25 protein-coding genes are annotated in these 25,621 nt (G+C 52.8%); 6 read left to right on the top strand and 19 right to left on the bottom strand.

The window, feature by feature from the left end; all coding sequences use genetic code 11:
* Positions 1-13: 13 nt before the first annotated feature.
* The 3 genes from AC0YOB_RS29395 to AC0YOB_RS29385 all read right to left on the bottom strand — a co-directional run bounded on the left by AC0YOB_RS29395 (position 14) and on the right by AC0YOB_RS29385 (position 3,037).
* Positions 14-2,083, bottom strand: a complete 2,070-nt coding sequence (locus AC0YOB_RS29395) for a bifunctional aldolase/short-chain dehydrogenase (RefSeq protein ID WP_475795815.1) — start codon at positions 2,081-2,083, stop codon at positions 14-16.
* Positions 2,084-2,233: 150 nt separating this feature from the next.
* On the bottom strand, positions 2,234-2,443 hold the full coding sequence (locus AC0YOB_RS29390; RefSeq protein WP_379113340.1) for a hypothetical protein: 210 nt from the start codon (positions 2,441-2,443) through the stop codon (positions 2,234-2,236).
* Positions 2,444-2,611: 168 nt separating this feature from the next.
* Positions 2,612-3,037 carry an Hsp20/alpha crystallin family protein gene (locus tag AC0YOB_RS29385; protein WP_475795814.1) on the bottom strand — a complete coding sequence of 142 codons (426 nt, stop codon included), beginning with the start codon at positions 3,035-3,037 and terminating at the stop codon, positions 2,612-2,614.
* A gap of 214 nt (positions 3,038-3,251) precedes the next feature.
* On the opposite strand from AC0YOB_RS29385, the gene AC0YOB_RS29380 reads away from it, so the two are divergent.
* The 6 genes from AC0YOB_RS29380 to AC0YOB_RS29355 all read left to right on the top strand — a co-directional run bounded on the left by AC0YOB_RS29380 (position 3,252) and on the right by AC0YOB_RS29355 (position 5,518).
* Positions 3,252-3,473 (top strand): spore germination protein, encoded by a 222-nt coding sequence (locus AC0YOB_RS29380; RefSeq protein ID WP_475795813.1) that lies wholly within the window; start codon positions 3,252-3,254, stop codon positions 3,471-3,473.
* Positions 3,474-3,482: 9 nt separating this feature from the next.
* On the top strand, positions 3,483-3,686 hold the full coding sequence (locus AC0YOB_RS29375) for a spore germination protein GerPB (RefSeq protein WP_475795812.1): 204 nt from the start codon (positions 3,483-3,485) through the stop codon (positions 3,684-3,686).
* Positions 3,687-3,714: 28 nt separating this feature from the next.
* Positions 3,715-4,506, top strand: a complete 792-nt coding sequence (gene gerPC / locus AC0YOB_RS29370; RefSeq protein WP_475795811.1) for a spore germination protein GerPC — start codon at positions 3,715-3,717, stop codon at positions 4,504-4,506.
* Positions 4,507-4,519: 13 nt separating this feature from the next.
* Complete coding sequence (locus AC0YOB_RS29365; protein WP_475795810.1) at positions 4,520-4,762, top strand: spore gernimation protein GerPD; 243 nt, start codon at positions 4,520-4,522, stop codon at positions 4,760-4,762.
* Positions 4,759-5,226 carry a spore germination protein GerPE gene (locus AC0YOB_RS29360; protein WP_475795809.1) on the top strand — a complete coding sequence of 156 codons (468 nt, stop codon included), beginning with the start codon at positions 4,759-4,761 and terminating at the stop codon, positions 5,224-5,226. The genes AC0YOB_RS29365 and AC0YOB_RS29360 overlap by 4 nt, the downstream gene beginning before the upstream one ends.
* 163 nt (positions 5,227-5,389) lie before the next feature.
* Positions 5,390-5,518, top strand: a complete 129-nt coding sequence (locus AC0YOB_RS29355) for a sporulation protein YjcZ (protein ID WP_475795808.1) — start codon at positions 5,390-5,392, stop codon at positions 5,516-5,518.
* A gap of 201 nt (positions 5,519-5,719) precedes the next feature.
* Here the strand turns inward: AC0YOB_RS29355 and AC0YOB_RS29350 are convergent, their stop codons facing one another.
* The 16 genes from AC0YOB_RS29350 to AC0YOB_RS29275 all read right to left on the bottom strand — a co-directional run bounded on the left by AC0YOB_RS29350 (position 5,720) and on the right by AC0YOB_RS29275 (position 25,614).
* Positions 5,720-7,687 (bottom strand): glycoside hydrolase family 15 protein, encoded by a 1,968-nt coding sequence (locus tag AC0YOB_RS29350; RefSeq protein ID WP_475795807.1) that lies wholly within the window; start codon positions 7,685-7,687, stop codon positions 5,720-5,722.
* Positions 7,688-7,689: 2 nt separating this feature from the next.
* The gene (glgA, locus tag AC0YOB_RS29345; protein ID WP_475795806.1) at positions 7,690-9,132 is read right to left on the bottom strand and encodes a glycogen synthase GlgA; all 1,443 of its coding nucleotides are present in this window, start codon (positions 9,130-9,132) and stop codon (positions 7,690-7,692) included.
* 55 nt (positions 9,133-9,187) lie between these two features.
* Positions 9,188-10,300, bottom strand: coding sequence for a glucose-1-phosphate adenylyltransferase subunit GlgD (gene glgD / locus AC0YOB_RS29340; RefSeq protein WP_475795805.1), 1,113 nt, complete (start codon positions 10,298-10,300; stop codon positions 9,188-9,190).
* On the bottom strand, positions 10,297-11,463 hold the full coding sequence (locus tag AC0YOB_RS29335) for a glucose-1-phosphate adenylyltransferase (protein WP_475795804.1): 1,167 nt from the start codon (positions 11,461-11,463) through the stop codon (positions 10,297-10,299). Before AC0YOB_RS29335 ends, glgD begins: the two co-directional genes overlap by 4 nt.
* A 63-nt stretch (positions 11,464-11,526) precedes the next feature.
* Positions 11,527-13,461, bottom strand: a complete 1,935-nt coding sequence (glgB, locus tag AC0YOB_RS29330) for a 1,4-alpha-glucan branching protein GlgB (protein ID WP_475795803.1) — start codon at positions 13,459-13,461, stop codon at positions 11,527-11,529.
* Positions 13,462-14,104: 643 nt separating this feature from the next.
* Positions 14,105-14,998 carry a helix-turn-helix transcriptional regulator gene (locus AC0YOB_RS29325; RefSeq protein WP_475795802.1) on the bottom strand — a complete coding sequence of 298 codons (894 nt, stop codon included), beginning with the start codon at positions 14,996-14,998 and terminating at the stop codon, positions 14,105-14,107.
* A gap of 331 nt (positions 14,999-15,329) precedes the next feature.
* On the bottom strand, positions 15,330-16,298 hold the full coding sequence (locus tag AC0YOB_RS29320) for an ArsR/SmtB family transcription factor (RefSeq protein ID WP_475795801.1): 969 nt from the start codon (positions 16,296-16,298) through the stop codon (positions 15,330-15,332).
* Between the two features lie 69 nt (positions 16,299-16,367).
* Positions 16,368-17,744: a cytochrome P450 gene (locus tag AC0YOB_RS29315; protein ID WP_475795800.1), complete on the bottom strand. Its 1,377-nt coding sequence runs from the start codon at positions 17,742-17,744 to the stop codon at positions 16,368-16,370.
* Positions 17,745-17,868: 124 nt separating this feature from the next.
* Positions 17,869-18,984: a sensor histidine kinase gene (locus AC0YOB_RS29310; protein WP_475795799.1), complete on the bottom strand. Its 1,116-nt coding sequence runs from the start codon at positions 18,982-18,984 to the stop codon at positions 17,869-17,871.
* A 37-nt stretch (positions 18,985-19,021) separates the two neighbouring features.
* Positions 19,022-19,750, bottom strand: a complete 729-nt coding sequence (locus AC0YOB_RS29305; RefSeq protein WP_475795798.1) for a response regulator transcription factor — start codon at positions 19,748-19,750, stop codon at positions 19,022-19,024.
* Between the two features lie 207 nt (positions 19,751-19,957).
* The gene (locus AC0YOB_RS29300; RefSeq protein WP_475795797.1) at positions 19,958-20,824 is read right to left on the bottom strand and encodes a hypothetical protein; all 867 of its coding nucleotides are present in this window, start codon (positions 20,822-20,824) and stop codon (positions 19,958-19,960) included.
* Between the two features lie 16 nt (positions 20,825-20,840).
* Positions 20,841-23,267, bottom strand: a complete 2,427-nt coding sequence (locus AC0YOB_RS29295) for a heavy metal translocating P-type ATPase (protein ID WP_475795796.1) — start codon at positions 23,265-23,267, stop codon at positions 20,841-20,843.
* A gap of 89 nt (positions 23,268-23,356) precedes the next feature.
* A complete protein-coding gene (locus AC0YOB_RS29290; RefSeq protein ID WP_210039929.1) occupies positions 23,357-23,557 on the bottom strand; it encodes a copper ion binding protein in 201 nt (66 codons plus the stop codon).
* 92 nt (positions 23,558-23,649) lie between these two features.
* Positions 23,650-23,979, bottom strand: a complete 330-nt coding sequence (locus tag AC0YOB_RS29285) for a metal-sensitive transcriptional regulator (RefSeq protein WP_210039928.1) — start codon at positions 23,977-23,979, stop codon at positions 23,650-23,652.
* Positions 23,980-24,093: 114 nt separating this feature from the next.
* Positions 24,094-24,645, bottom strand: a complete 552-nt coding sequence (locus AC0YOB_RS29280; RefSeq protein ID WP_475795795.1) for an MOSC domain-containing protein — start codon at positions 24,643-24,645, stop codon at positions 24,094-24,096.
* Positions 24,646-24,876: 231 nt separating this feature from the next.
* On the bottom strand, positions 24,877-25,614 hold the full coding sequence (locus AC0YOB_RS29275; protein ID WP_475795794.1) for a DUF4247 domain-containing protein: 738 nt from the start codon (positions 25,612-25,614) through the stop codon (positions 24,877-24,879).
* Between the last annotated feature and the right edge of the window lie 7 nt (positions 25,615-25,621).

The following is a 25,621-nucleotide window of genomic DNA, read 5'->3' as shown; positions in this document are numbered from 1 at the left end:
GCGGATAGTTGAATTAGCGTGTGAATGCCGCCGGCACTCCCCCATCGATAGTCAGCATGCAGCCTGTTGTTTTAGCTGATTTCGATGAGGCGAAGAAAGCTACGCCTTCGGCGATGTCGGAAGGATAGATGTTCACAAGCAGTGTTGTCCGGTTGCGGTAGTGGGCTTCAAGCTGATCCGGCTCGATGCCGTATGCCGCTGCGCGCTCATTGCGCCAGTTGGAATTCCAGATTGCAGATCCCTGAAGAATGGCATCTGGAAGAATAGTGTTCACTCGGATGCCGTCCGCTCCGCCTTCCGCTGCGATGCAGCGTGCAAGATGCGCTTCAAGCGCTTTGGCCGAGCTGTACGCCGTAACGCTTTTGCCTGCAAAGATCGAGTTCTTGGAGCCGATAAATACCATGCTGCCGCCAATGCTTTGAGTTTTCATGGTTTTGAAAGCTTCGCGCGCCACAAGGAAATAGCCGGTTCCCAGCACGTTCATGTTCAGATTCCATTCTTTCAGCGATGTTTCCTCGAACGGGCTGGAGGTGGCAAGCCCTGCGTTGTTCACCAGAATGTCCACCCCGCCGTAATACAAGGCGGATTCAGCGAAAGCGGCTATAACCTGCTCTTCGCTTGTCACATCCATCTTGACGGCGAGAGCGCGGCCTTCGCCATGCTTGGCGTTAATATCGTCCGCAACCTTCTGAGCGCCTTCAAGATTGAGGTCGGCAAGCACGACATGCGCGCCTTCCGATACCAGACGGCGGGCCGTTTCGCTGCCAATTCCGCCCGCTCCGCCGGTAATGAAGGCGATTTTGCGGGAGAATTCGGTTTCGGCCGGCGCAAGCGTCAGCTTGTACAGCTCAAGGGGCCAGTATTCTACATTATACGACTCATTTTCACTGAGCGATACAAAGGAGCCCAGCGCTGTCGCACCGCGCATAACCGCAATGGCACGGTGATAAAGCGCTCCGCTGACCTGTGCGTTGGCGCGGGATTTTCCTGTATTGAACATGCCGATGCCCGGAATCAGGATCACGCGAGGAGCCGCTTCGAACATGACGTCGCCTTCGTTCTTGTTGCGTTCAAAGTAAGCTGTATATTCTGCTTTGAATGCGGCAATTCCTTCTTTTACGCTTTGAATCAGTGTTTCCCGGGTTCCTGATGCCGGATCCCATTCAATGTACAGGGGCGTCATTTTGGTATGAACCAGATGATCGGGGCAAGCTGCGCCAACCTGGGAGAGCTTTGCGGAATCGCGGCCATTGACGAACTCCAGCACATCAGCCTCATCATCGAAGACGGCCAGCATAGGCTTCTCCGCGCTGACTGCGCCGCGGATTGTCGGCATGACGGCAGCAGCAAGCTCGCGTCTTTTGCCAGCTTCCAGAGAGCTGTAGCGCGCGCCTCCGAATACGGCGTTCTCATCGATGCGGCCTGCGATATATTCCTCCGCCTCGGTAATGATTTGCAGCGTTTTGTTGTAGGCTTCCTCAGAGGTTTCCCCCCATGTCACCAGACCATGCTTCTCCATCAGCACAAGCTCGGCTTTGGGGTTGGCGAGCACCCCTTCCGCGATCATTTTCGACAGGGTAAAGCCGGGACGGACATAGGGAACCCAGACGAAACGGTCGCCGAAGATTTCTGCCGCCAGCTCGCGGCCATTGTCGGTACAGCACAGGCTGATGATAGAGTCCGGATGAGTATGGTCCACATGCTTGAAAGGAAGGAAGGCATGCAGCAGAGTCTCAATGGATGCTCGCGGGTGCTTGCTGTCGATCATGCAGTTCGCCAGATAAGCGACCATGTCTTCATCGGACATGCTCTCAAGCTCGAATAATGGACGGATATCCTCCATGCGAAGAGCCGTGAAATTCTTCGCTTTCATAGAGGCCAGATCGGAGCCGCTTCCTTTGACATACATAACTTCGACATCGCGGCCGCGGAAATCCTTCACAACCGTCTTCATTGATGTATTGCCGCCGCCCCAGTTGCATACGGTCCGGTCAGTGCCGATCAGATTGGAACGGTAAACAAGTTCTTCGACGCCGCTTTCAAGCGCAGATGCTTTTTGCGATTCCCATAATGATTTAGCCATGTTTTGTCATCACCTTTGTTTTTGATTGTTTTATTTTGTTTGTGTTTGTTTTCATGGTATCACAGCTTTGGTTTTCTGTATATACAAAAATAAGGCATATTCGCGATGAACGAATATGCCTTATTTTATAGAGGTAACGAAGTATATCCGCTATACAAACCACTGGTTCAGAATCAACCCGAATGCAACAGCGCTGACCACCGCTCCTGCAAAGCTGAACCAGCCTGTGCGGATTTTATGCTGAAACATGCGCAGAATCCCGAAGCTCAGCAGTGAAAAGATAAGCAGGATGAATATGGCTCCCGTGGCAAACAACCCACCGGATATGGCACTGATATCTCCAACTGTCAATTCGACCACTCCTTTTGCTCATTCGACCTTTAGCATCTATTATAAGCGATTGATCCGGCTTTTTTCCACCTGCCGCCAACCTGAAGATGGGACAAATTATTGACATTTTACAAGCTGCTTCGCCATAGCTCCTGTCGCAAACCGGGCTTGTCCCTGTAAAAGGCAAACGCCTCCCCTTCAGCTCCCATGGATTTTGGCTTCGAAAGATCGCTTATTGCGGGGACGTTTGCGCAGCCTGACCTTCAGCTGGGTGCCGTCATAGCTGGCTTGACAAGAGTCGGGAATCACCATCCTGGGCAGCTTGACGACTTCCGTTTCCCCCTCCCGATGACCCGACAGCCTGATGCGGTCTTCCTGTGCAACCAGCCTGATCCGGCTCAAGTCGGCATTCCCGCCAAGCGGATATATAATGATCATATATTGTTTGGACTCTGTGATTTTCGCCTTGGATGCGTTTAATACCGACGATGCAGCGGGAATCGCCTTGACCATCATGCTCCGGACATATTCGCCAATCCAGTCAGGCTGGCTAAGCATATCAAAGTCTTTGGGAAGCCGCTGCTTCTCCATCCATTTCTCCAGATCGTTAAACCCCTCTTCCATATCGATTGACACCTCCGCTCCAGAATCGCCTGTTTAATATATGCCGGCATCAAACACGCTGCCACTCCATCACCCAAAAAAAGATCCGCTGTTGACACGCAAAAGGAACCACTGGGCGCTTGCCGCATAGGATGTAACATCAGCTTTGGATGCAAGGAAGCTGCCCTCAAGCAGCAATGGCAATTTCAGCCTATAAGAAAGGGAGTGGGAAACAATGCCTGCTGTCACCGGTTTTGTCAATTTCATCCGGGTGGGCTCAAGCCCATTCGTCCCGTCAGGTGATTCCTTCCAGAGGCCGCCTTCGGGCATATCGATAACCTATGCCGGTCCAGGATCGTTCCTCACAGGCAGTCCGGCCAAATCCCATCATTCCGTAAGCGCGGCTATTACCTCTGACCCGGATGCTGCGGATTGCTTACATTCTCAAGCGGGGTGAGTCGTCTAAATGAATTGGACCGTTCATCAAAATATCACCATTCACCAGCTGCGGGTGGATAACGTGACGAACTCATCTGTCCTTCAGATCGGCACAGCGGGTTCTGTGCGCTCTCTGTCCCAGCTCTACAATACCGGGGGCTTTACCGGTCCAGCACCGCAATTCGGCGAAGAAAATCCGCTTTCCTTTGTTCCTCTGCCCAATCCGGTTTAGCTATTAAGTCCTTCAGGAGGTGCGTATCATGCAATCCTATAACGAACCCGCCTATTCCCCTCAACAGGTGTGGATGGCATGGTCACAAAGGGTTCAACAGCTGCACATCCGACTGGAAGCACAGCAAGCCGCAATCGATTCGCTGAGCAAACAGGTGGAAAGCTTAAGCGAACGGTTGAAATCCGCAGAGACAAAGCCGCAGTATCATATCGACCGCATGGAATACCATTTTGACCAGTTGAAGGTGGAGAAGCTGGACGGAACATTGAACATCGGCATGACCCCTCCCAGCGAGGAAAAGATGAAGGAGATCGGCCAGCTTGTCATTCCCGGCGCTCCCTCGCCTGCGGCCGTACCCCCAGCATCTGCCTTTACATCTGATAATGGTGCTTTACCCCTCGGGGATGTGAACGATCAGGCGCTTAGCGGCCCCAATCAGTTCCCATCCGCCTTTGCCTCGGGCGCGCCGGATGCGACCATGCCCGGTCCACCATATCCCGAAATCCGCCGCGATATAGATTTTTATCTGAATACGCGGGCGCCTGTCATTCTCTCGCAGCTTGAAGCAAGTTATGGCATTACGCTTGACCCCTTCCACCGCAAATTGATTGTGGAGGATATCCGCAAGCAAATGAGTCCCCGGATTCAATATTATATAAATGTCGCCCTGCCCAAAGGAAAGACAAATGACCAAAATCCGCCCCAGATTACGGATGAGCTGAAGTCGGATATCATCCAGAAGACAACCCGCGATATCGATGCGGCGCTTCAGAGCTATGTAGCCAGCCTTGCGTCCCAATCAACCAACAAGAATGAATAGGAGAAAAGCTGCCATGAATTTGAATGTTGTGAATCATGCATTGTCAGTAGGCTGCATCCAGCTCACCGCTGTGGCCAGTGCTTCCATCCTGCAGGTCGGGGATACGGGGCAAATCAATCTCTATTCCATGTTCGATACGCCGCCGGAATCGGTAATTGTGGGTCCGCTCGTGCCGCTATCCGCGCCTGCCGACGCACAGGAAGCGGAGGCTGAGGATTCCGCCAGTAATCCTGATGCCGAGAGTAGTTCGTCATGAGCATGAAAACAGCCCATCCGGGTAACGACCCGAACCTTTGTTACCCCATACGCGTATCGGAGCTTGGCTACCTTTATCTGATCAGTGCTGGCGACGCTTCCGTCGTACAATTCGGAGACCGGGCGGAAGTGAACGCTTCTTTGAGGGCATTGGCTGTTCAAAGGGAAAGCGATCATGAGGCGAGAAAGGATGTCTACTTTGAAGCCTACTCTATCTACAACCGGCCGAGGCAGGTTTTTCCCGAAAAGCCGGGTTCGGCTGAAGAGGACGATGATGTGCAGGTGATAACTTGTCATAGACAGCCTGCCATCCGTGTTGGCTGCATCCAGATTATTGCCATAAGCGCAGCTGCTAACATTCTGATCGGCAACGGTCTGACTGAAACCGCTGAGTCCCGCATCAAGAATATTCGTCAATTCGCCGAGCCCCTCCCTTCCCCGGGACTGCCGGAAGCCCGGCCCTGATATTACCGCTCTGCCAAACCCGCCTTTATATCAATTGCATACAGGATATATAACCAATTGCAAATGCATACGGTATAAACGTCCAAACGATTTTGCGGGTTTGGTCATACATTAAAAATGTGATAACGACTATCACAAATCAAACACTCAGGAGGTATGCAATATGGGATACCCAGGTGGGGTTGGCGGCGTAGGCTGCGGACCAGTAGTCGGCGGCATATGGGGATGTACAGGCGTAGTCCTTGTGCTCTTCATTCTATTGGTCATTGTTCTTCGTGCCGGCGTATATTAAGTTAAGCAGCCAATACGGAATCAACAATCCGCGATGTCTGGACCATGTGGAATGCTTCCGCATGAGCTCTCTGCTCTTGACCGGAAGGTGAGATTTCCTGCCAACAATATGATATAAACATGATCCAGACACTATAAATCAAAGAAGAGCCCCGCTTTCCGCGAGAGGCTCTTCTTTGATTTTTCTGAACTGTACGGCCCACTATTTCACTTTGGCCAGTTCAGCATATTTGGCGGCGTAACGGCTGACGGTCTGCACATAAGTGGCATGCGACCAGGTAAGCGGCGCAACGGAAAGCGGCGTTCCGTCTCCCGGGTGAACCTGCTCCGGCAGCAGACCGCTGGACAGGGCATGCTCGATAGCCCATTCCAGCGCCTTGCGCGGACCTTCCAGGTCGGCCAGGCCTTGTGCGGATTCAATATCAAAGTTGGCAATCCACAGCGTACAAATAATCCATGGATTACCCGGCACATTATCGATATCTCCGGATTGCTGGAAGTAGTAGTCATTCGTGTATCTTGCGACCCCGCCGATCCCGTTGCGGATCGACAGGCCCTCCCGGATCGCACTCATCGTACTGACCACTCTGCTGTCATCGACAGGCAGCACGCCGAAGTCCCAAATACCGAACAAGCTGCTTTCCAGCGTCATATCCTTCACCCAGACATTATCTTTCTGAATCAGTCCGCGCGCAAAACGTCCGGTTTCCTCATCCCATAAATGCTTCAGCATTCCTTCCTTAATCATCCTGGCGGTATCGCGGAAATGATCGCTCCGCTCGTAATCGCCAAACAATTCCGTAAAAAATGCCCCTGCCATCAGACCGCCGTATACGGAAGCCACGGTATACGTCCATATCCCGTAACGTTCCTCCCATAAATCATAGCTGGGCTTGGGCAGGGACAAGGCCGGTTCAATATACTCGCTCAAAAATGCCGCACCCTTGCGGATCAGATTATTGTAGAGCGACTGCGGCAGCTCGATAACTTGATTGCGGATGTAATCCTTCCACAAGGCAAACAGGACCAGCGCCGTTTCATCCTCCTGGATCGGAAGTCGGCGGCTTCCCTGTACAATATAGGGATGCCAGCTGGAGCCAACCGTTCCATCGGGATTGTATTTATGGAACAAATAACCTTCGGGCGAGAGCGTCTGTGCGCAAAAGTGGAAGAACGGCGCGATGACACTCTGGAAGCCTGCCGCCGACATGGCATCGGCAATAAGGGCTCCGTCCCTTGGCCACATATAGCTGTAATGATCGCGGTTGTATTGCAGGATATCGGTATCATTGGCAGCTACGATGGCTCCGCGTTCATCCGTCTGCGTGCGCACGATCAGCAGGCTGAGCCTGAACATTCTCGCAACCTCCGGCGGAAGATCTCCCAGATCGCTCTCCGCCCGGTGGAGCCAATGCTTCCAGTAAATCACAATCCGGCTGAGCAGCTTCTCCGGATGGCTGTCCTGCACATATTGGTTGAGACTTTTAACTTCTTCGAGATCCTTGCCGATCGACATCCAGTAATACACGGTTTTCTCTCCGCCAGCCGGCACGACCGTACGGAAGCTCATCGTGCTGTCAACGGAGCCCTGCGAGATGGAATTGCCCATCAAGGTGCCGTCCTCCGCATCCCGCCATGTGCCCTCGGCCGAGTGGAACCGCTTGATGCCGGTCGTATACTGCACCATCCCGCCTTCGTCCGAGAAGCCGTTAAACATAAAGTATGAGGACCTTTTGTAATGAAACAGGGTATGATTATCCGGATAATACGCTGCCGTATCCCCTACCTCGGAGCCGTCAATCATCAAATCCTGATGGAAGAACAGGCGGAATTCCCGCTCATCGTCCGCTTTATTTCTAATGACGACCCGCTTCAAGTAAATGGATTCGCGCTGATGGATGCCGTCATTAATATGCAGCTCCACAGCAAGGCGATCATTCCGCGCGATAATGTTCGTGACGAGCGAATCCTCAACATAGCCAAGCTCGAACGTCCAATCGGGCTCTTCCAGCCAGGAGAATTGCCCGGCCGCCCAAATGCCGAAGCGGCAGTATTGCCCTCCCACATGATTCAGCTGACCGACAAAGGGATAATAAATGTCGCGGATATAACAATTCTGATCCAGATTAACGAGGATTTTACCATTGCCAATCACAAGATGGCGAGCCATAGTCAGGTCTCCTTTCGATTCGACAGAATTTCATCGTACAGATTCATATAAGACTTCGCGGACTTCGTCCAGCTGCAGTCGTCCCTGGCTCCATTGGCGACAATTTTCTGCCACGCCACCTCGTCCCGATAGAACGAGAGCGCTCTGCGCACCGTGAAGAGCAAATCATGCGCATTATAATGCGTGAAGGTGAAGCCGTTTCCTTGTCCCGTAAACTCATTATACGAGATCACCGTGTCCTTGAGACCACCGGTCTCACGGGCTATCGGAACCGAGCGGTAGCGCAGCGCAATCAGCTGGCTGAGACCGCAGGGCTCGAACTGCGAGGGCATCAGATACATATCGCTTCCGGCATAGATCCGTCTTGCCAGGCCGTCATTAAAGCCCAGCCAGACGGCGAGCTTGCCGGAATGTCTCCGCGCTGCATCGTTGAACAGCTGCTCGTACCGCCAGTCCCCTGACCCCAGAACCGCAATCTGCACATCCTCCTGAAGAATCTCCTCCAGCACCGCTTCCACCAGATCAAAACCCTTCTGGTCCACAAGCCGGGAAACCACGCCAATCAGCGGCGTGCTCTCGGATTCAGCAAGTCCCAGCTCACGCTGCAGGTTCACCTTGTTTTTCCGTTTGCGCGGCAATGAGCCTCTGTAGGGAACTTGAAGAGCCGCATCATTCATGGGGTCGAAGGAAACCGTATCAATGCCGTTCACGATACCGGTCAGATCTCCCGAGCGCTGACGAAGCAGCCCATCCAGCAGCTCGCCGTAGGCTTCCGTCTGTATTTCCTGCGCATAGGTGGGACTGACGGTTGTCAGCTTGTCCGCATAGAGAAGACCGGCCTTCATGCAGCTCCCTCCGCCATAGAACTCAATGCCCTCCGAGCCAAACAGCTCATCACCGCTGCCAAGCAGGTCCATCAATTGCTGCTGTCCGAACACACCCTGGTAACGCAAATTATGTATGGTGTATACAGTTGCTATATTGCGGGTGACCTGTTCATACCGGTACCGCGTTTTGAGCAGGAACGGAACGAGCCCGGTTTGCCAATCATGGCAGTGAACGAGATCAGGGCGATAATCCATATGAAACAAGGATTCCGCCACCGCAGATGAGAAAAATACGAAGCGCTCGGCATCGTCGCCGTAGCCGTAAAGCCCGCCGCGCTTGAAGTAATACTCGTTGTCAATCAAATAATAAACGATTCCGTCGATTTCTCCCTTTAAAAGGCCGCAGTACTGCTCGCGCCAGCCCAGCCGCACATGGAATTCAGCAATCCGTTCAAAACCGGCAAGCAGCGCTTCCGGCATCGCTTCATATTTGGGGAGAATGACACGGACTTCTGCGCCATTCTCCTTCAAAGCGGCAGGCAAAGACCCGGCAACATCGGCCAGGCCTCCGGTTTTAATCAGCGGTACCGCTTCAGAAGCGGCAAACAGGATATTCATCGTATGATTCCACCTCTATTTCTCTATCTGCCCTATCCAATCCATAGACAAGAAGCTAGATGACTTTGCGTTTCATCGCCAGGAACGGCGAGGACTCCGCGCCTCGCAGGTCGCGGCTCGGCTCGATCGTTACATCCTTATCCAGGATTACATGATTGACATTGCTATTCTCGCCAATGATTCCATTTTGCATAACAATGCTGTTGCGGACGACAGCGCCTTTCTGAACATGAACGCCGCGGAACAGGATGCTGTTGATGACCGTCCCCTCGATAATGCAGCCGTTAGCAACCAGGGAATTGCTCATTTTCGCCCCTTCCGCATAACGCGCAGGCGGCTCATCCTTGACTTTTGTATAAACAACACCAGGCTCGAAGAACAAACTTTTCCACACTTCCGGACGCAGCAGCTGCATGCTGTTCTGATAGTAGCTGGAAACGGTATTGACAATTCCCAGATATCCCTCGTACATATGGCTCTGGATATGAAGCTTATCCACGCGCGACATAATGGCGTGGCGTACGAGATGATCCTGTCCCTGGGCCAGAGAAGTCTCAACCAGCTCCATCAGCAGATCCTTGCGCATAATGTACATTTCCATCGAGACAAGGTCGCTCTCCATGCGGCCGTAATGGTCCTGAATGCCCGTAATTCTGCCGCTCTCATCAATCAGCACTTTTCGCGCTTTCCCGTCCATCAGATCCATTTGCCGCTTGCAGACAACGGTGATATCCGCCCCGCTCGCTTTATGCTCGGCAACAATGGGCTCGAAGTTGATATTGCATATCATATGACTGCGTGTAATGACGACGAATTCGTGCTGGCTGCGCATAAAATAATCCCGATGCTGGTAAAAGTGGAACAGATCGCCCCGCCGCACTTCGTTCACATCGTCCGTAATCGGAGGAAGCATAAATAATCCGCTCTGCCGGTGATGCAAATCCCAATGCTTGCCCGATCCCAGATGATCCATCAGGGAGCGGTATTTGGTATGGGCGAATATCGCCACTTTGGAAATACCCGAATTGACCAGGCTGGATAATGTAAAATCAATCAGACGGTAACGCGCTCCGAAGGGCACGGTGGCCAGACAGCGGTCTGCCGTGAGCGACTCCATTTCGTCCGATTCATGGATCAGATTGATCACACCAAGTATATTGGAATTCATGGCTGCTCCACCTCCTGCAGAGTATTGCTCAGGGTCACATTCTCGTCGCTTGCAATGACCGTAACCGGTCCCTTGTCCGGATTGCCAATCGTCACGCCATCGGCAATAACCGCGCCTTCTCCGACTATCGTGCGATAGATTCGCACATTCCGGCCAATCTTGACATTCGGCATGATTACCGATTCCTCTATAACACTATCAACACCGCATTGCACGCCATAGAACAGGACGGAACGGTGAACACGCCCTTCAACTATGCAGCCTTCGGTAATAAGCGAATGGGAGGCTTCACCGCCAGCCGCGATGAAGTGGGCAGGCCTGTTGGGATTAACGGAATAGATTCTCCAATTGCGGTCGTTCAGGTCCAGTGCCGGCTCGTCGGAGAGAAGATCCATATTCGCTTCCCACAGGCTTTCAAGTGTACCAACATCTTTCCAGTAGCCGTCAAAGGTATAGGAATTCAGCTTGACTCCGTCCTGGAGCATAGCCGGAATGATATCCTTGCCAAAATCATTGCCCGACAAGCGGTTGGCTTCGTCGCGGATCAGATACTGCTGCAGCACCGGCCAGGAGAAAATGTAGACGCCCATGGAGGCCAGGTTGCTGGTCGGCACCTTCGGTTTTTCTTCGAAGGCGGTGATGCCGCCATCATCGTCGATGCTCATAATTCCGAAGCGGCTCGCTTCCTTCCAGCCCACTTCGATACAAGCAATGGTAACATCCGCCCCGCGCTCTTCATGCTGCTGAAGCATCAGCTCATAGTCCATTTTATAAATATGATCGCCGGAAATAATCAACACATATTCAGGATCAAAACGATCGATGAAGCCCATATTCTGATAAATTGCATTGGCCGTGCCTTTATACCACATGCCGCCTTTTTGCTTCATATAAGGAGGGAGTATGGCCATCCCGCCGTCCCGCCTGTCAAGTCCCCAGGGGCTGCCGATGCCCAGATACGTATTGAGCACCAGCGGCTGATATTGCGTCAGCACGCCTACTGTGTCGATGCCCGAATGGGTGCAGTTGCTTAAAGTGAAATCAATAATCCGATATTTGCCGCCGAAGTGAACTGCCGGCTTCGCCAAATCTTTGGTCAGCACACCCAGCCTCTTACCTTCTCCGCCTGCAAGCAGCATCGCTAACATTCTTTTTCTGCCCATGGACACTCTCTCCTTTTCTACTGCAGCTCGCCACCGCAGTAATTAAGTCCGCCTGCATAAACGCTAATGAAATTTCCGGAAAGATTGCGGCCCTTCCCCTTGAACATAAGTGAGTAATTGAAAGCTGAATGGAGCCACATCCACGGTCAGGCTGCACGCTCTTCCATGCCAGGCAGAAGCGCGGCTCTCAATGATATCCGGCACATGTTTCCCGGTGCCGCCAAATGCGTTTGACTCACTATTTATAACGACCCGGTATTGACCCGGTTCGGGGACGCCAATAACGTAGGATTGGAGCTGTTGGTTGGAGAAATTGCATATGGAAACCGAGAATTCGTTGGCCGCATGGCCTCTGCGCATGAAGACGACGACACTTTGCGCAGCATTGTGCACATCAATCCACTCGAAGCCGCCGGGATCGCAATCCCGCTCCCACAGCGAGGGCTCCATGGCATATGTACGGTTCAGCGTCTTCACATAATGGTGCATACGATGGTGGGATTGATACTCGAGCAGCTGCCAATCCAGCGATTCCGCATCCTTCCATTCATCGAACTGGCCCCATTCGCTCCCCATAAAGAGCAGTTTTTTGCCGGGATGCGTCATCCAGAAACCGTAAAATAGCCGAAGCTGGGCAAATTTCTGCTCATAGGTGCCGGGCATTTTGTTCAGCAGTGATTTTTTGCCGTGCACGACCTCATCATGGGAAAGCGGCAAAACGAAGTTTTCGGAAAATGCGTATACCAGCGAGAAGGTAATCAGATTATGGTGGTGAATCCGCTCTCCGGGGTCAAGCGCCATATAACGGAGCATGTCATTCATCCAGCCCATATTCCACTTGAAGTTGAAGCCAAGACCGCCCATGTAGGTGGGTGATGTGACGGCCGGCCAGGAGGAGGAATCCTCCGCAATCATCAGCGCGTCGGGGAAATAATGAAATACCGTTTCATTGAGATGCTTCAGAAACTGGATGGCATCCGTGTTCTCAGAGCCCCCGTGTTTATTATAAGTCCGCATCTCCGGCGGCTTATCCAGGTGAAGATCGATCATGCTGGCGACCGCGTCCACGCGCAGACCGTCCACATGGAAGACGTCCATCCAGAAGACCGCATTGGAAATGAGGAAGCTCTGCACCTCGGTGCGGCCAAAATCAAATGCGAGCGTCCCCCATAAGGGCTTCTCCGCCCGCAGCGGGTTCATTCCTTCATAGATCGGCGTTCCATCGAATAACCGGAGTCCATGGTCATCCTTGCAAAAATGGCCCGGAACCCAATCCAGAATAACACCGATCCCGCGCTCGTGGCAGCGGTCGATCAGAAACATCAGCTGCTCCGGAGAGCCGTAGCGGCTGGTGGCCGAATAGTAGCCCGTCGCCTGATAGCCCCATGATTGGTCGAAGGGATGCTCGGTAATCGGAAGCAGCTCAATATGGGTATATCCCATTTCTACCACGTAATCCACGAGCTCGCCGGCCATCTGCTCGTAAGTCCAGAACAATTCTCTGCCGTTGTTCTTCCAGGAGCCCAAATGCAGTTCATAGATCAGCATAGCTTCATGATAAGGACTTTCTTCCTGCTTGCGGTGCTGCCATTTCTCATCGCGCCATCTGTATTTACCCAGATCCGCCACTATGGAAGCCGTCTTCGGTCTGAGCTCCGACTGGAAAGCGAATGGATCGGATTTCAGCAGACGGTTCCCCTGAATCGTCTCGATTTCGTATTTGTACAGCGTTCCTGGACCGATCTGCGGAATAAACAGGCTCCAAATCCCGGTCTCTCCCACCTTGTGCATGGCATGATTCTCGCCGTTCCAGTCATTGAAGGAGCCGGTTACACGGACGTTGCGGGCATTCGGGGCCCACACTGCAAAACGGACGCCGCTTTCATCGCCAAGGCGAATGGGATGAGCGCCTAATGTCCGGTAGCTGTGATATAAATTGCCTTTGTTAAACAAATATAAATCGCGCGTGGACAAACCGATTGATGCGGCATTTATCATGAGCGGCAGTGACCTCCCCAAGAAAAATGATTGTTAAATATTTGTCAAGTTTTCTGACATGGATGCGCGATTTTCTTTCATTATACACCGCCGTATTCAAGTTGGCACTCTATTTTCTGAAAATTGCGCCAGTCAGCTAAGCCTTATGGCTTATTCTAATTTATACAAATTGCCATCACAACATAACACAATAGTTTCCATTTATGTGGAGATTCACCTTAAATTTCAGCCGGAATCAACGATTGCCTGCTTATAGTCCATATTAACCATTAAGGCATGCTTCGCAATCAGCTCTATCCCCATCATAGCCGAGAGCCTGTCTATATTCAAAAGAAATCTTTCACGGTAACGCCGGAAAGTCTGACCTTGCCTTGAGGAGCCAGCTGATAGCAGATTGGCAGTCTGCCAGAACGTTCATAATCCCTGTGCCTTTATGGCATAACCCGCGATTACGCAGCAATAAATTTGTTGGAGAATCCTTGAAGCGGATAATAGCCGATGAATGCAAAAGAAATTGAATTCGAGGTGAATTTGACTACCTTGTCAATGGGCTCTAACATGGGAGAAAAAAAAGCAGCCCAGACCTGCTTCAAGTCCGGAGCTGCCTGTATTATCATGCTTGCGGGGAAACGCGGGCCGCCTTTTATTCAAAATCCTCCTGCTTCGTGATGTTCCGGGCAAGCGCAGCGCCTGTGAACCGTTTTCTGTAAAGCAGCGGCGTGATGCCGATATGGTCCGAGAAGGAACGCGAGAAGTGCGGTGTCTGCTTAAACCCGGTTTCATCCGCTATGCGGGATATGGGCCAATTCGTCTGCAGCAGCATCAGCTTCGCCTGATCCAGCCGGTAGGAGAGCAGATACTGCTGAGGCGTACAGTCGAACACCTCGCTCATGCATCTTGCAATATAGTTGGGATGCAGGCCCAGCGCCTCGCCAAGCTTGCTGTTGGTGACCGAGCCCCGAAAATGAAGCTTCAAATAAGCGGCAGCCTGCTCCGCAACAGAGATCGGCGCCTTGGCCGCATCCGTCCGCCAGCCCTCGTCAAAAAGCTGCAGCAAATGAAGAAACCATTGCTGGCGCTGCCAGAAGGCGCTGTGCGAGGTGCCGCGGGCCGCTTCATGCAGCTTGCCGAACAAGGAAATCGCTTCTTCCGGAAAGGTGAGCGTCATGGACTTGGGCAGCCGTATGGCATATGAATAATAATCGCCGCGAAGCGTACCGCAGTTGTTCTCGTCGAGCTCCTCCCAGAGACCTGCCGTCTGAAAATGAACCCAGTCTATGACAGTATGCTCCGAGCAGGGCTTGACCGGATAATGCCAGCGGTCGGGGCGCAAAATCACCATTTGTCCCGGCCCCAGCTCCCATGTACGCGATTCTTCACCAATATATAGCATTCCGCTATGAACGAAGAGCAAATCGAAGACACCTATATTTCGTCGGTTTGGATGCTCGCCGCCGGGCGGGTAGGTATTGCGGTTGGATTCGATAAAATAAGGCAGCGGTGGAGATAAAAAAGTAAGCAGTGGATCGGACGACAAAAGAAGGCCTCCCTGTAGAAGTAAGCTTAAACGGAATGTTATGTTTTTTCCGCCCGTTTATTCTATCAAACATTTGCAGCCGAATGAAACAGCATTTGATCCTAAAATGCAAAAAAACTTCAATTCGGGTGCCGCTTCCGGAAATAAAGCCGCGATAGACCCGGAAATGCACGGCGACGACCAACGGCTGGTTCTGATCTTCAATGTGAACCAGCTGGCTTTGCCCTGGATCCCTGCTGCGAGGCGTCGGACCTTGCCGCTGCGTTGTAATCAACAAAAAAGACATCGCCAATAACGATGTCCCGGATCTTATTGACATTTCAGTTTATCTTCATTTATCGTCCTGAATCAGGCTTCTTCCTTGCTCCCCCGATTCATGGATCTGTACGAAGGACAAAATCAGATCCTGCGGATAATCTCCGAAAGAAGCGCCGAATAAATTAAGCCCATTCCGGTTGACGGCATCCCCGGATACCTCGATCCGGACGCGAATGGGCTTGTTGAAGGTCAAATTCAAGTCGCGCAGCGTTGTCCCGGACTTCCGGTCCTCATGAATGTAGCTGCCTTCTTCCGATACTCTCCACTGGATCAGCTTCCCGTATTGTGTGCCGCCGTTCCACTTTGCAGAGGTCAGCTTGCCCATGCGGTCTCCGTAATCCGCTTCGATGGTTATCATCCCGACGGGACAATCATTGATAAACAGCGAAATATCCGAAGGCCAATTCATATCGAAGCCTGGGGCTTCCGCGCATAATTCCGCCTGAAAGCGGAGCTCGCTGAAGCTGACGCCAGGAGGAACCGGGTTGGCAAAATAATATTCCACATAGCCCGAGCCCCCGAACCACAGCAGTGAGGCTTCCACCCGCTCCGGCATATAGAATGCTCTCGGGTCATCGACACAGCCGATGTAGACCCCCTCTTTGTTCACCATCCCGCAGTACGGTTCAATGGAGCACTGGGAGTACATGCCGATCGGCATATGAATTTCCTCCAGCTTGTGAAGTCCTTCCCCCCGTTTGGAAGGCAGCTCAAGCAGAATGGAGCTGCAGGTGACCGTGCAAATCTTCTCCCTGTTGGCGCCAAGCGTCGAGCTGACCAGTTGGGCATGCTCCAGCATCTGAATATTAATCGTAATGGTCGGCTGCGCAACGCCCAGCGTACCCGCAAGCTGGGAAATACTCATGGGGCGCTCGCCCAGCGTTTCCAGTATGCGAAGCCTCAAATCACCGGACAGCGCTTTGGCAACATCGACAATGCGGTTAGCCGGGTAGCGCTGCACGAAATCTTTTATCTCGCTCATCTACTCGTTCCTCTCGACAGGCGTATCTCTTAAACGCATAATAAATGCCCGACTTGTTTCTACTCTGTGTCAAACGCGGCGATGCGGGATCATCCAGCGTCCGTTCTTGATGCGCAGCGACACGAGCGGCTCCGGCTCCGCCTCGCCCTGGCCGGGAGCGGATGTAAAGCGGAATCTGCGCGCCAGCACCGCCAGAATCAGACCGGCCTCCATCAGCGCGAACTGCGACCCGATACAGCCGCGGGCGCCGCCGCCGAATGGAAAATAAGCAAACCTCGGCCACTGCGAGATGCCGGCGTCGAACCGCTCCGGCCGGAATGCGGCAGCATCTCCGAATACCCGGTCATTCCGGTGGATGGCATACGGACTGATCAGGAAGCTGCTGTTTGCCGGAAAATGATCCCCCAGCATCTCGACCGGCTGCTCCGCTTCACGGAGAATCGCCCATGCAGGCGGATATAAGCGCAGCGTTTCCTGTATAACCTGCCTGGTGTAAGCCAGCCCGCGGTAAAGGTCAAAAGCCGATTGTCCCTCACGCATTTGTCTGACGGTCAGCGGTCTGTCCCGAATCTCTTCATAAAGCCGTTCATCTACTGAACGCTCGCGGTCAAGCGCATAAAGCGCCCATACAATGGCATTGGCTGTGGTCTCATGACCGGCCAGCAGCATGGTCATCATTTGATCGCGAATTTCCACATCGGGAATGGGCTCGCCCTGGTCATCCCTTGTATCCAGCAGCAGCCCCAGCAGGCTGTCGGCATACTGCTCCGGGTTCCTGCGGGCTTCGGCAATGGTATCGTAGATCATATCCTCCAGAGACCGGATCGCTTTGAGGTGCTTGCGATTTTTCGGAGTCGGCACGGCAAGCGGGAGGATGATTGGCGAGAAAATGGTTTTGGCGCTTAGCCTGATCGTATCGTCCACCGCTTGCGCAAGCTCGGTCTTGGCCGCATGAAGCTCCTTCTTGAACATGCTTCTGGAAATAATGCCGAGCGTCAGCTGCATCATCACATCATGCATCGGAACCCTGACGCCTTCCTGAAGCGTATCGGCGAGCCGCTCTGTTTCTTCCATAACGACCTCGGCGTATGCTTGTATGCGTTCCTTATAGAAAACAGGCGTCAGGTATTTCTTCTGCTGCCTGTGGCGCTCATGCTCGGCGGTCAGCAGACCGTCGCCGATGGTTCTGCGCAGTACGTTGGAGCTGCGGCCTTTGCGGAAGCGTTCTTCCTGATGTACGAGAATTTCCTGTACGAAGGCAGGTGAGTTTACGATAAAGGTAGGGCGGAACGAGCTTGTCCGCAGGGATACCATCTCCCCTAAGGGCAGCGCATTGATAAGGAATTGGAGCGGATCCCGTTGAAAGCTCAGAAAATTGGCAACTCGGGATGAAGGAATTCCGACCACTCGGGTCAAGCTGATCTCCCCTTTACGATTGCGGTTCATGCTCCTCCATCATACCGCCCTTTTGTCCAATGCTCAAATTGGAGGAATACCGGCAGTCCCAGTCCAATTGCAAACAAAAAAGGCGTTTTTGCCTGAAGCCGCCTCCGGCTCACTAAATCCCGGATTACCGCAATGCCGCTTGCATGCTGGTCAGCAGAATTTTGAATTCGGTTTTGCGCTTGTCGCTGCTCGCTGTAATCATGCCGCCATGCAGCTCCACGATGCTTTTCGCAATGGCCAGGCCCAGCCCGCTTCCGCCGGTTTTTTTGGAACGGGAAGCCTCCACACGGTAAAAGCGTTCAAAAAGATGCGGCAGATGGCTCACCGGTATGGGTTCGCCGTAATTGCGGAAAATGACCGACGTCAGTCCCCGCTCCTCTGTCAGTTCAATGTCCAGGTACCGTCCATCCCGGCCATACCGGATCGCGTTGGTCATCAGATTCTCGAACAGACGCAGCATTAATTCGCCATCTCCCTCCACGATAAGCGGTGCAGGAGGCGCGTGAACCCGGCAGATCATGCCTGCCGCCTCCAGCGCGGGCACCGATTCATCCGCCAGCTGCCGGAGGAAAGGAACCAGATCGATTTGCTCCAATTTTAGCGGAAGATCGCTGCTGGTCACACGCGTATAGTCAAATAGATCATCAATCAGCTTCTCCAGGACAAGCGATTTCTCATAGGCAATGCTCACATACTGGCGAAGCTCCAGCTCGTCCCTGTATCGATCCTGCTCGATATACCCCAGAAAGCCGAGTACGGAAGTAAGCGGAGTCCGCAAATCATGGGAGACGCCGGTGATCAGATCATTCCGCGCCTGGACGGCGGCTCGTTCCTCTGCCTGCGCCTGGCTCAGCCGCACCGTCATCTCATTGACCGTCCGGGCAACCTGTCCCAGCTCGTCGGAGGAAGTGACCGGAATGCGATGCGACAAATCGCCTCCGGCAATCTGCTGCAATCCGGAGGTGATCAGCTCGAGGTAGCGGATTATGTTTCGTGAAAAGATAAAGAAGAACAGGAGAAACAAGACACATCCCGTCACCGACATGACCGTGACCGATCCGACCGTGTTAATGATCCAGCGCAGCAGCGAGGTAAGCGGAAAGGAGGAGGAAGGATTGAAGCGGATGAGCTGGGCGGCCAGAAAATAACCGAGCGTCAGCACGAAGCCCAAGGCAAGCAGGCTGGCCAGAAAGGCAAGCAGAAACTTCCACAGAAATGTTCGGAATAATCGGGGTTTCATCAGAAACAGATTCCTTTCGGCTTAACGGACTCGCAAACTATTGATTATCGATCTTATAGCCCACTCCCCATATGGTCTTGATGTAACGGGGCTTGCGGGGATCGGTTTCGATTTTCTCGCGGATTTTGCGGATATGGACCATAACGGTATTATTCGCTTCAAAAAAAGCATCCTTCCAAACCTTCTCATAAATATTCTCGATGCTGAAGACGATTCCGCGATTGCGGGCAAGCAGCTCAACAATCGCAAACTCCCGTGGAGTCAGCTTGACGGGAACTCCCTCCACCGTTATTTCATGCGCAGCCGAATGGATGACAAGACCATCAATGACCATGATATCGCCGCTTGTCTGGGGAGAAGTATATTTATTGTACCGGCGCAGCTGGCTCTTGATTCTCGCGATCAGCTCCAGCGGACTGAAGGGCTTGGTGACATAATCGTCCGCTCCTACGCTGAGTCCGGTAATTTTATCCATTTCCTGACCTTTGGCCGACAGGAAAATAATAGGCATTTCGCCCAGCTCGCGAATTTTCAGGCAGGTGTCGATTCCATTCATTCCCGGCATCATGATATCCAGTACAATCAGATCCACGGACTCCCGCCTTATGATAGCCAGCGCTTCCTCTCCGCTTGCGGCAATAAGAAGACGGTAGCTTTCCTGCTGCAGATAAATCTGCATCAGCTTGATGATTTCGGGTTCATCGTCGACCAGAAGCAGCGTTTTAATGTTCACTTTGTATGACGTCCTTTCATAAGTACGTTTCATTATACCAACTCCGGAAAGGCTTTTCACATGCTGAAGTTCTTATCTTTTTCTTAAAATCGGGCAGAACGCGAGAAGAGGGCGCCATAAGTGGCGCTCCTTGCGAACAATCAACAAAAAAGCGCCGCATGAACGGCGCCTCCTGCTGCATCACTATTTATTATTGTAAAGCTGACTGCTGATGACTTACTGGTCTCTCCATCTGACACGTCAAGGAACATCGATGACGAAAGGCACCACAAACGTTTTTCCTTCCCGCTGGAACTGGCCCCAAACCTTGTAAATTCCGCTTTCCGGAAAACGGGTCATGAAGGCTGCATCCGGTCCCTTGGCTTTCTCATCCGTCGGGTGCACATGGAGATATTGCTCCGCATCTGCGCTTAGGATTACGACATGACCTACAGCGCCCAGATAAGGCTCAAGATCGGTAACCGGTTCACGCGTATTGGCATCGGTCATGTGAAAATTAAGCTCCAAATCCATGCCAGCCATCAGATGGCCGTAAGACAGTGTCACCTCTACGCCATTAACTGCCTTGACCAGACTTTTATCGGGTTCGATCGGTTTGGCTTCACCCGCCGACCCAAGCACGGAAATCCAGGTGCTGTTGTTCACTGCAGAACCGCCAGTCGGCACGTAATCCGCAATCAGCTTGTAGTCGCCCCCCGCAGGAAAATCCGTCTCCACTTGAAATTGTCCATTCCCGTTATATATCGGATGGATATGATCGAAATACGCGAGATCCCTGCTGACGATGATCAGATGCATCTGCTTCTCGTGATTCAAATCAAATTCCGCGACAGGCTTGCCCTTCTCATTGTTAATTTGTACAGTTATCACTGTGGTCTTCCCCGCCTGAGGCTTCTCGTCCGACAGCCTCCAGACTGCCTCCGTCTGAATATGGGATGTACCGGGGGCCGAGTGTCCTGAACCATCATTACCATTATGATTCATTTGATGCATCTCGGCATTTTCTTGCTTCTCAGCGGCAAGAGGCGCCTCATCATGCTTGGATCCGGAGCATGCAGTCGCTAGACTCAACACAGCAATCAGCGCTACTATTAATAATCGTCTCATCGTTAACCTCCGTAAATTACAACTTGACCCGCTGCAGGCGGAGTGCGTTCAGCACGACGGATACCGAGCTGAGCGCCATCGCGGCGCCTGCCAGCCATGGGGCGAGGAACCCGCTTGCCGCAATTGGAATGCCGATGACATTATAAGCCAGCGCCCAGAACAGGTTCTGCCTGATATTGCGCATCGTCTTCCTGCTCATTTCAATGGCATCCGGGATACTGTTCAAATCTCCCCGCATAAGCGTCACGTCTGCTGCTTCCATGGCCACATCCGTACCTGTCCCGATCGCCATGCCGATATCCGCTTCCGCCAGAGCCGGTGCGTCATTAATGCCATCGCCCACCATTGCAACCTTTCGGCCCGCAGCCTGCAGCTTCTTCACCTCAGCCGCTTTTCCCTCGGGCAGTATTTCCGAGAGCACCTGGCTGATTCCGGCTTCCCTGGCAATAGCTCGGGCAGTACGCTCGTTGTCTCCGGTTATCATTATCACATCAAGACCAGCCTGCCGGAGACGGCTGACTGCCTGACGGGATGTTTCCTTGATGGTATCCGCAACGGCGAGCATGCCTGCATATTGACCGTCAACAGCAGCCAGAATGGCGGTTTTCCCCTGTTCTTCGAGCCTGTTCATCTCCGTCTGCACGGCATCCGCCGTCACGTTGTTCGCCTTCATCAGCTTGCGTGTCCCGATCAGCAGCTCCCGGCCTTCTACTCTGGCCCGGATTCCAAACCCCGGCAAAGCCTCGAACGATTCCGCGCCGGCAAGCGTAATTCCCTGCTGCTGAATTCCCTCGACAACGGCTGCAGCAAGCGGATGCTCCGAGCCCTGCTCAGCCGATCCTATCCAGCCAAGCAGTTGTTGTTCGTCCCATGGCGCTTCCAGTTGAATGTCTGTCAGCTCAGGCTGCCCTTTGGTTACAGTGCCCGTTTTGTCCAGCACAACCATATCGATCCTGTGCGCAGCTTCCAGGTGCTCGCCGCCCTTGAACAGAATCCCAAGCTCTGCCGAGCGTCCTGATCCCGCCATAATGGAGGTCGGTGTCGCAAGACCAAGTGCGCACGGGCAGGCAATGACCAGAACGGCAATCGCCTTCTCCAGCGCTCCGGCAAAATTGCCCGGCTCGATTCCGAAGTACCAGATCAATAGAGCAGCGACGGCTATGCCCACGACAATCGGGACGAAAATACCGGAGATTACATCGGCAACGCGCTGGATCGGAGCTTTCGAGCCCTGCGCCTCCTCTACTACCTTGATAATCCGGGAAAGCGCGGTGTCCTTGCCGATTTTCGTCGCCTTAATCTTCAGCAGCCCGTTCCTGTTGATCGTGGCGCCGAACACAGACTCTCCGGCATGTTTATCGACAGGCAGACTTTCACCGGTCAGCATGGACTCGTCAACAGCGGAGGTTCCCTCAAGCACTTCACCGTCAACCGGCACCTTCTCCCCCGGTTTCACAATCACGACATCTCCGATGAGGACCTCTTCAATCGGAATATGCAGCTCTCTCCCGTCACGAATGACCAAAGCGGTCTTCGCCTGCAGGCCCATCAGCGTCTTGATCGCTTCGGAGGAGCGCCCTTTGGCCAGGGACTCGAACAGCTTGCCCAGCAGAATCAGGGTAATGAGGATCGAGCTTGTCTCATAGTACATGTCTACCTGGTGATGGCTGCCGATCGACTGAAAAGTCAGATAAAGACTGTAGAAAAAGGCCGCCGATGTGCCCAGTGCGACAAGCACATCCATATTCGCGCTGCCATTGCGCAACGCTTTATAAGCCCCTATATAGAAAGGTCCGCCGATTATAAACTGGACCGGAGCCGCCAGCACAAGCTGGAACCAGGGGTTCATCAACAATTCCGGAAGCCAGATCCAGGAGGTAAAGGAGAAATGCGCAACCATCGCCCAGAGCAGCGGCAGTGACAATACAGCTGACACCAGCAGTCTGCTCTTCTGCCTGCGTATCTCCTGGCGGCGGCGTTCTCCGGCATCCATAACCTCAGACTTCAGTCTGGCTTTATAGCCCAGCTTCTCCACGCGGCTGACCATATCGGAAACAGACACATCCGCGGAGGAATATTCCACTCTTGCGGTTTCCAGCGCAAGGTTGACAGCAGCCCGCTGAACACCCTCAAGCTTATTCAAGCCTTTCTCGATCCGGGCTGCGCAAGCCGCGCATGTCATGCCTTCGATCGCCAGATCGACGGTCTCATGAACCGTGCCATAGCCAAGCGCCTGGATCTTATTCTCCAGCTGCTCTCTGTCCACCTGCTCCGGATCATAGTGGACGGAAGCTTGTTCCAGAGCAAAATTTACAGAGGCTTGCGATACACCCGTGAGCCTGCTCAATCCCCTCTCGATCCGGTTTGCGCATGCGGCGCAGGTCATACCGGAAATTTGCAGGGTCGTTTGCTGTTCATATTCCTTCTCTGGCACCGTACTCATATGCATCACCCATTCTCTCTATATGGTACCCCAGTAGGGTATATTTATACGTATAAAAAAGGAGCCGTCCATCCGGCGGCTCCGGACCCTTACACTACGTCATACCCTTGATCTTCTATCGCTTCCTTGATTGCAGCCAGCGAGATCTTCGATGCATCGTAATCAATGCTGACCGATTGTTTGGCGAGATCCACTTTGGCGGCAGCGCCTAATGTTTTGACGGCCCCTTCAACAGAATTCACACAGTGACCACAGGACATTCCTTTTACATTCAACAGAACATGCTCCATGATGATTCCTCCTATAGGCGGCCTTAGTCCGCCGGATATTATAATGGGAAGAGACGCGCAGCACCGCAAGCAGGATGAAACGCAGCTTCTTCTTATTTCATCAGCTTCTTGACTGTAATCAGCAGCTCATCAATGACTTCATGCTCGCCAGCCTGAATGCGCTCCACAACACAGGACCTCATATGCCCTTCCAGAAGAAGCTTGCCTACACCGTTGAGTGCGGATTGAATGGCGGCGATTTGATTCAGAACATCGTCGCAATAGGTGTCTTTCTCAATAAGTCCCTTAACACCGCGAATCTGGCCTTCAATCCGGTTGAGACGGGTTATTAAATTGGTCTTCATGGCGTTTGAGTGATGACTCTTGCGCTCTCCTTCACTTGCACAGCTTTCCTTATCATGCAGTTCGACTGACTCATCCATGAGCGGATCACCTCTTCCTCTACAATATACAATACCCCCCATGGGTATGTCAAGCGGACAGCGGCATTAAATTTTCCGTTTTCTTCCCTATGTATATTCCATAATTGTCCATTATCATGACTGGGGCCAGATAATGGTTACGACATCATTCATCCGAATGGCCCCTTCCCGTTCGACAGAGCAGACGATGCCCCGGAGCCTCTTCGCCGCAGGTACAAATTTTTTGGCCACCGCTGATGGATATATTTCCGATTCAATAACCTCTCCAGGATCCTTGCACGGCATATTTTCACCTTCGCAAATCAACCCCGCCCCGGAGGCGAATACCAGTCTGGCACCCAAGGGCAGCGTGGTCAAGGGATCCAGACCCTTAAGCAGCAAATTGGCGCCCAGCCATTCCGGTCTGATCTCCGCCAAACCCATGTTGCGGGCGATCTGCCGGCACTCCTCGACAGAAACGATACTGATTTGACGGCGGTTGGCAATAAGCTGGCCACGCGGATAGATTTTCTGCCGCGAATCAGCCTTGCGCAGCAGCCCGAAATGGCGGTCGCCCGGTATGCCGCCAAGCTCCACCTGGATTTCCTCGATCCTTCTTGTAACGAACGAGGATGGTGCATCCGCAATCAGGACGGCTTCCACAACTGCTTTGCTTTTCTCTGCCATTCTTCTCACGCCCCCAGTTTCATCGCGTCTTTGCTTTATTATGGCTGGCTGCTGAGGCGGCATCCCATCCGGCCGACCCGCCATAATTTCCATCTTTCTTCTAACTATATAACAATAAGGATCGAATCCGGAAGTTCTTTTTATGTGAAAATTAAAGCTATACACGAAATAAAAAGGACAATGGAGCCCATATTCGGGCTCCAACTGTCCTTTTGCCATTTCGGTTAACCATTACCTACGCCTGGAAATCCTCCCCATGCCCACGCGGGTTTTGGGCTTGGATGATTTGCGCGGGGTGAGCCAGCTTGATTTCTTGCCGCCGCTGCCCGAATCCCTCGTAATCGTGCCGGATTTGGGCGGCGATTTATTGAAAATGCTGTTGCCGCTGCCGGCTTTGCTCGAGTCGGCGTCCTTGGCCCTTTTGAAAATAGAGCCCTTGCGGTCCACCGTCATCGGCGGAATCGCTTTTTTCTCGTTTGCGGTAGGCGCATGGTAGCTGCCTGTCTTCGGTTTATACGTATCCGCATCTGTATATCCGCGATAAGAGCCCCCGCGGCTGCCTCCGAACAGATCGCCAAGCAGGCTGGCCACAATATAGCCCTGAAGGAAGCTGGAGCTGTAATTGTTGCGGACATATTCTTTAGAATCGACTTCAATCAACGTATCTTCGGGCTTTTTCACATCCTGCTGCAGGTGAATGATCTTATCGGAATAGACGAGAAACATATGGTCAGTCTTCTCGTCCGAGACCTGCTGCGGTTTATTCTCATCCGCCAGAGCCTTGGCCACTTCCGGAACGCTGAGACCTTCCGCCCGATAGATGTACGATGTCGCGGATCCGCTGCCGTTCACTGATTCCAGCGGGTATTGGTCTTCAATCGTGCTCGTTACGCCGCATGCCGCAAGAAGCGGAACAATCAGACTGATAGCGAGCAGATTCTTAAGGTAGAATGACAACCTTCGTCTCATTGCTTGA

The organism is Paenibacillus sp. JT31N17 (assembly GCF_056269255.1).
This window is presented reverse-complemented; position numbering and strand designations above follow the sequence as displayed.

Coding starts and splice junctions, on each gene's coding strand:
- AC0YOB_RS29395 (WP_475795815.1), bottom strand. CDS start 2,083: ATGGCTAAATCATTATGGGAATCGCAAAAAGCATCTGCGCTTGAAAGC.
- AC0YOB_RS29385 (WP_475795814.1), bottom strand. CDS start 3,037: ATGGAAGAGGGGTTTAACGATCTGGAGAAATGGATGGAGAAGCAGCGG.
- AC0YOB_RS29380 (WP_475795813.1), top strand. CDS start 3,252: ATGCCTGCTGTCACCGGTTTTGTCAATTTCATCCGGGTGGGCTCAAGC.
- AC0YOB_RS29375 (WP_475795812.1), top strand. CDS start 3,483: ATGAATTGGACCGTTCATCAAAATATCACCATTCACCAGCTGCGGGTG.
- gerPC (WP_475795811.1), top strand. CDS start 3,715: ATGCAATCCTATAACGAACCCGCCTATTCCCCTCAACAGGTGTGGATG.
- AC0YOB_RS29365 (WP_475795810.1), top strand. CDS start 4,520: ATGAATTTGAATGTTGTGAATCATGCATTGTCAGTAGGCTGCATCCAG.
- AC0YOB_RS29360 (WP_475795809.1), top strand. CDS start 4,759: ATGAGCATGAAAACAGCCCATCCGGGTAACGACCCGAACCTTTGTTAC.
- AC0YOB_RS29355 (WP_475795808.1), top strand. CDS start 5,390: ATGGGATACCCAGGTGGGGTTGGCGGCGTAGGCTGCGGACCAGTAGTC.
- AC0YOB_RS29350 (WP_475795807.1), bottom strand. CDS start 7,687: ATGGCTCGCCATCTTGTGATTGGCAATGGTAAAATCCTCGTTAATCTG.
- glgA (WP_475795806.1), bottom strand. CDS start 9,132: ATGAATATCCTGTTTGCCGCTTCTGAAGCGGTACCGCTGATTAAAACC.
- glgD (WP_475795805.1), bottom strand. CDS start 10,300: ATGAATTCCAATATACTTGGTGTGATCAATCTGATCCATGAATCGGAC.
- AC0YOB_RS29335 (WP_475795804.1), bottom strand. CDS start 11,463: ATGGGCAGAAAAAGAATGTTAGCGATGCTGCTTGCAGGCGGAGAAGGT.
- glgB (WP_475795803.1), bottom strand. CDS start 13,461: ATGATAAATGCCGCATCAATCGGTTTGTCCACGCGCGATTTATATTTG.
- AC0YOB_RS29320 (WP_475795801.1), bottom strand. CDS start 16,298: ATGAGCGAGATAAAAGATTTCGTGCAGCGCTACCCGGCTAACCGCATT.
- AC0YOB_RS29315 (WP_475795800.1), bottom strand. CDS start 17,744: ATGAACCGCAATCGTAAAGGGGAGATCAGCTTGACCCGAGTGGTCGGA.
- AC0YOB_RS29310 (WP_475795799.1), bottom strand. CDS start 18,984: ATGAAACCCCGATTATTCCGAACATTTCTGTGGAAGTTTCTGCTTGCC.
- AC0YOB_RS29305 (WP_475795798.1), bottom strand. CDS start 19,750: ATGAAACGTACTTATGAAAGGACGTCATACAAAGTGAACATTAAAACG.
- AC0YOB_RS29300 (WP_475795797.1), bottom strand. CDS start 20,824: ATGAGACGATTATTAATAGTAGCGCTGATTGCTGTGTTGAGTCTAGCG.
- AC0YOB_RS29295 (WP_475795796.1), bottom strand. CDS start 23,267: ATGAGTACGGTGCCAGAGAAGGAATATGAACAGCAAACGACCCTGCAA.
- AC0YOB_RS29290 (WP_210039929.1), bottom strand. CDS start 23,557: ATGGAGCATGTTCTGTTGAATGTAAAAGGAATGTCCTGTGGTCACTGT.
- AC0YOB_RS29285 (WP_210039928.1), bottom strand. CDS start 23,979: ATGGATGAGTCAGTCGAACTGCATGATAAGGAAAGCTGTGCAAGTGAA.
- AC0YOB_RS29280 (WP_475795795.1), bottom strand. CDS start 24,645: ATGGCAGAGAAAAGCAAAGCAGTTGTGGAAGCCGTCCTGATTGCGGAT.
- AC0YOB_RS29275 (WP_475795794.1), bottom strand. CDS start 25,614: ATGAGACGAAGGTTGTCATTCTACCTTAAGAATCTGCTCGCTATCAGT.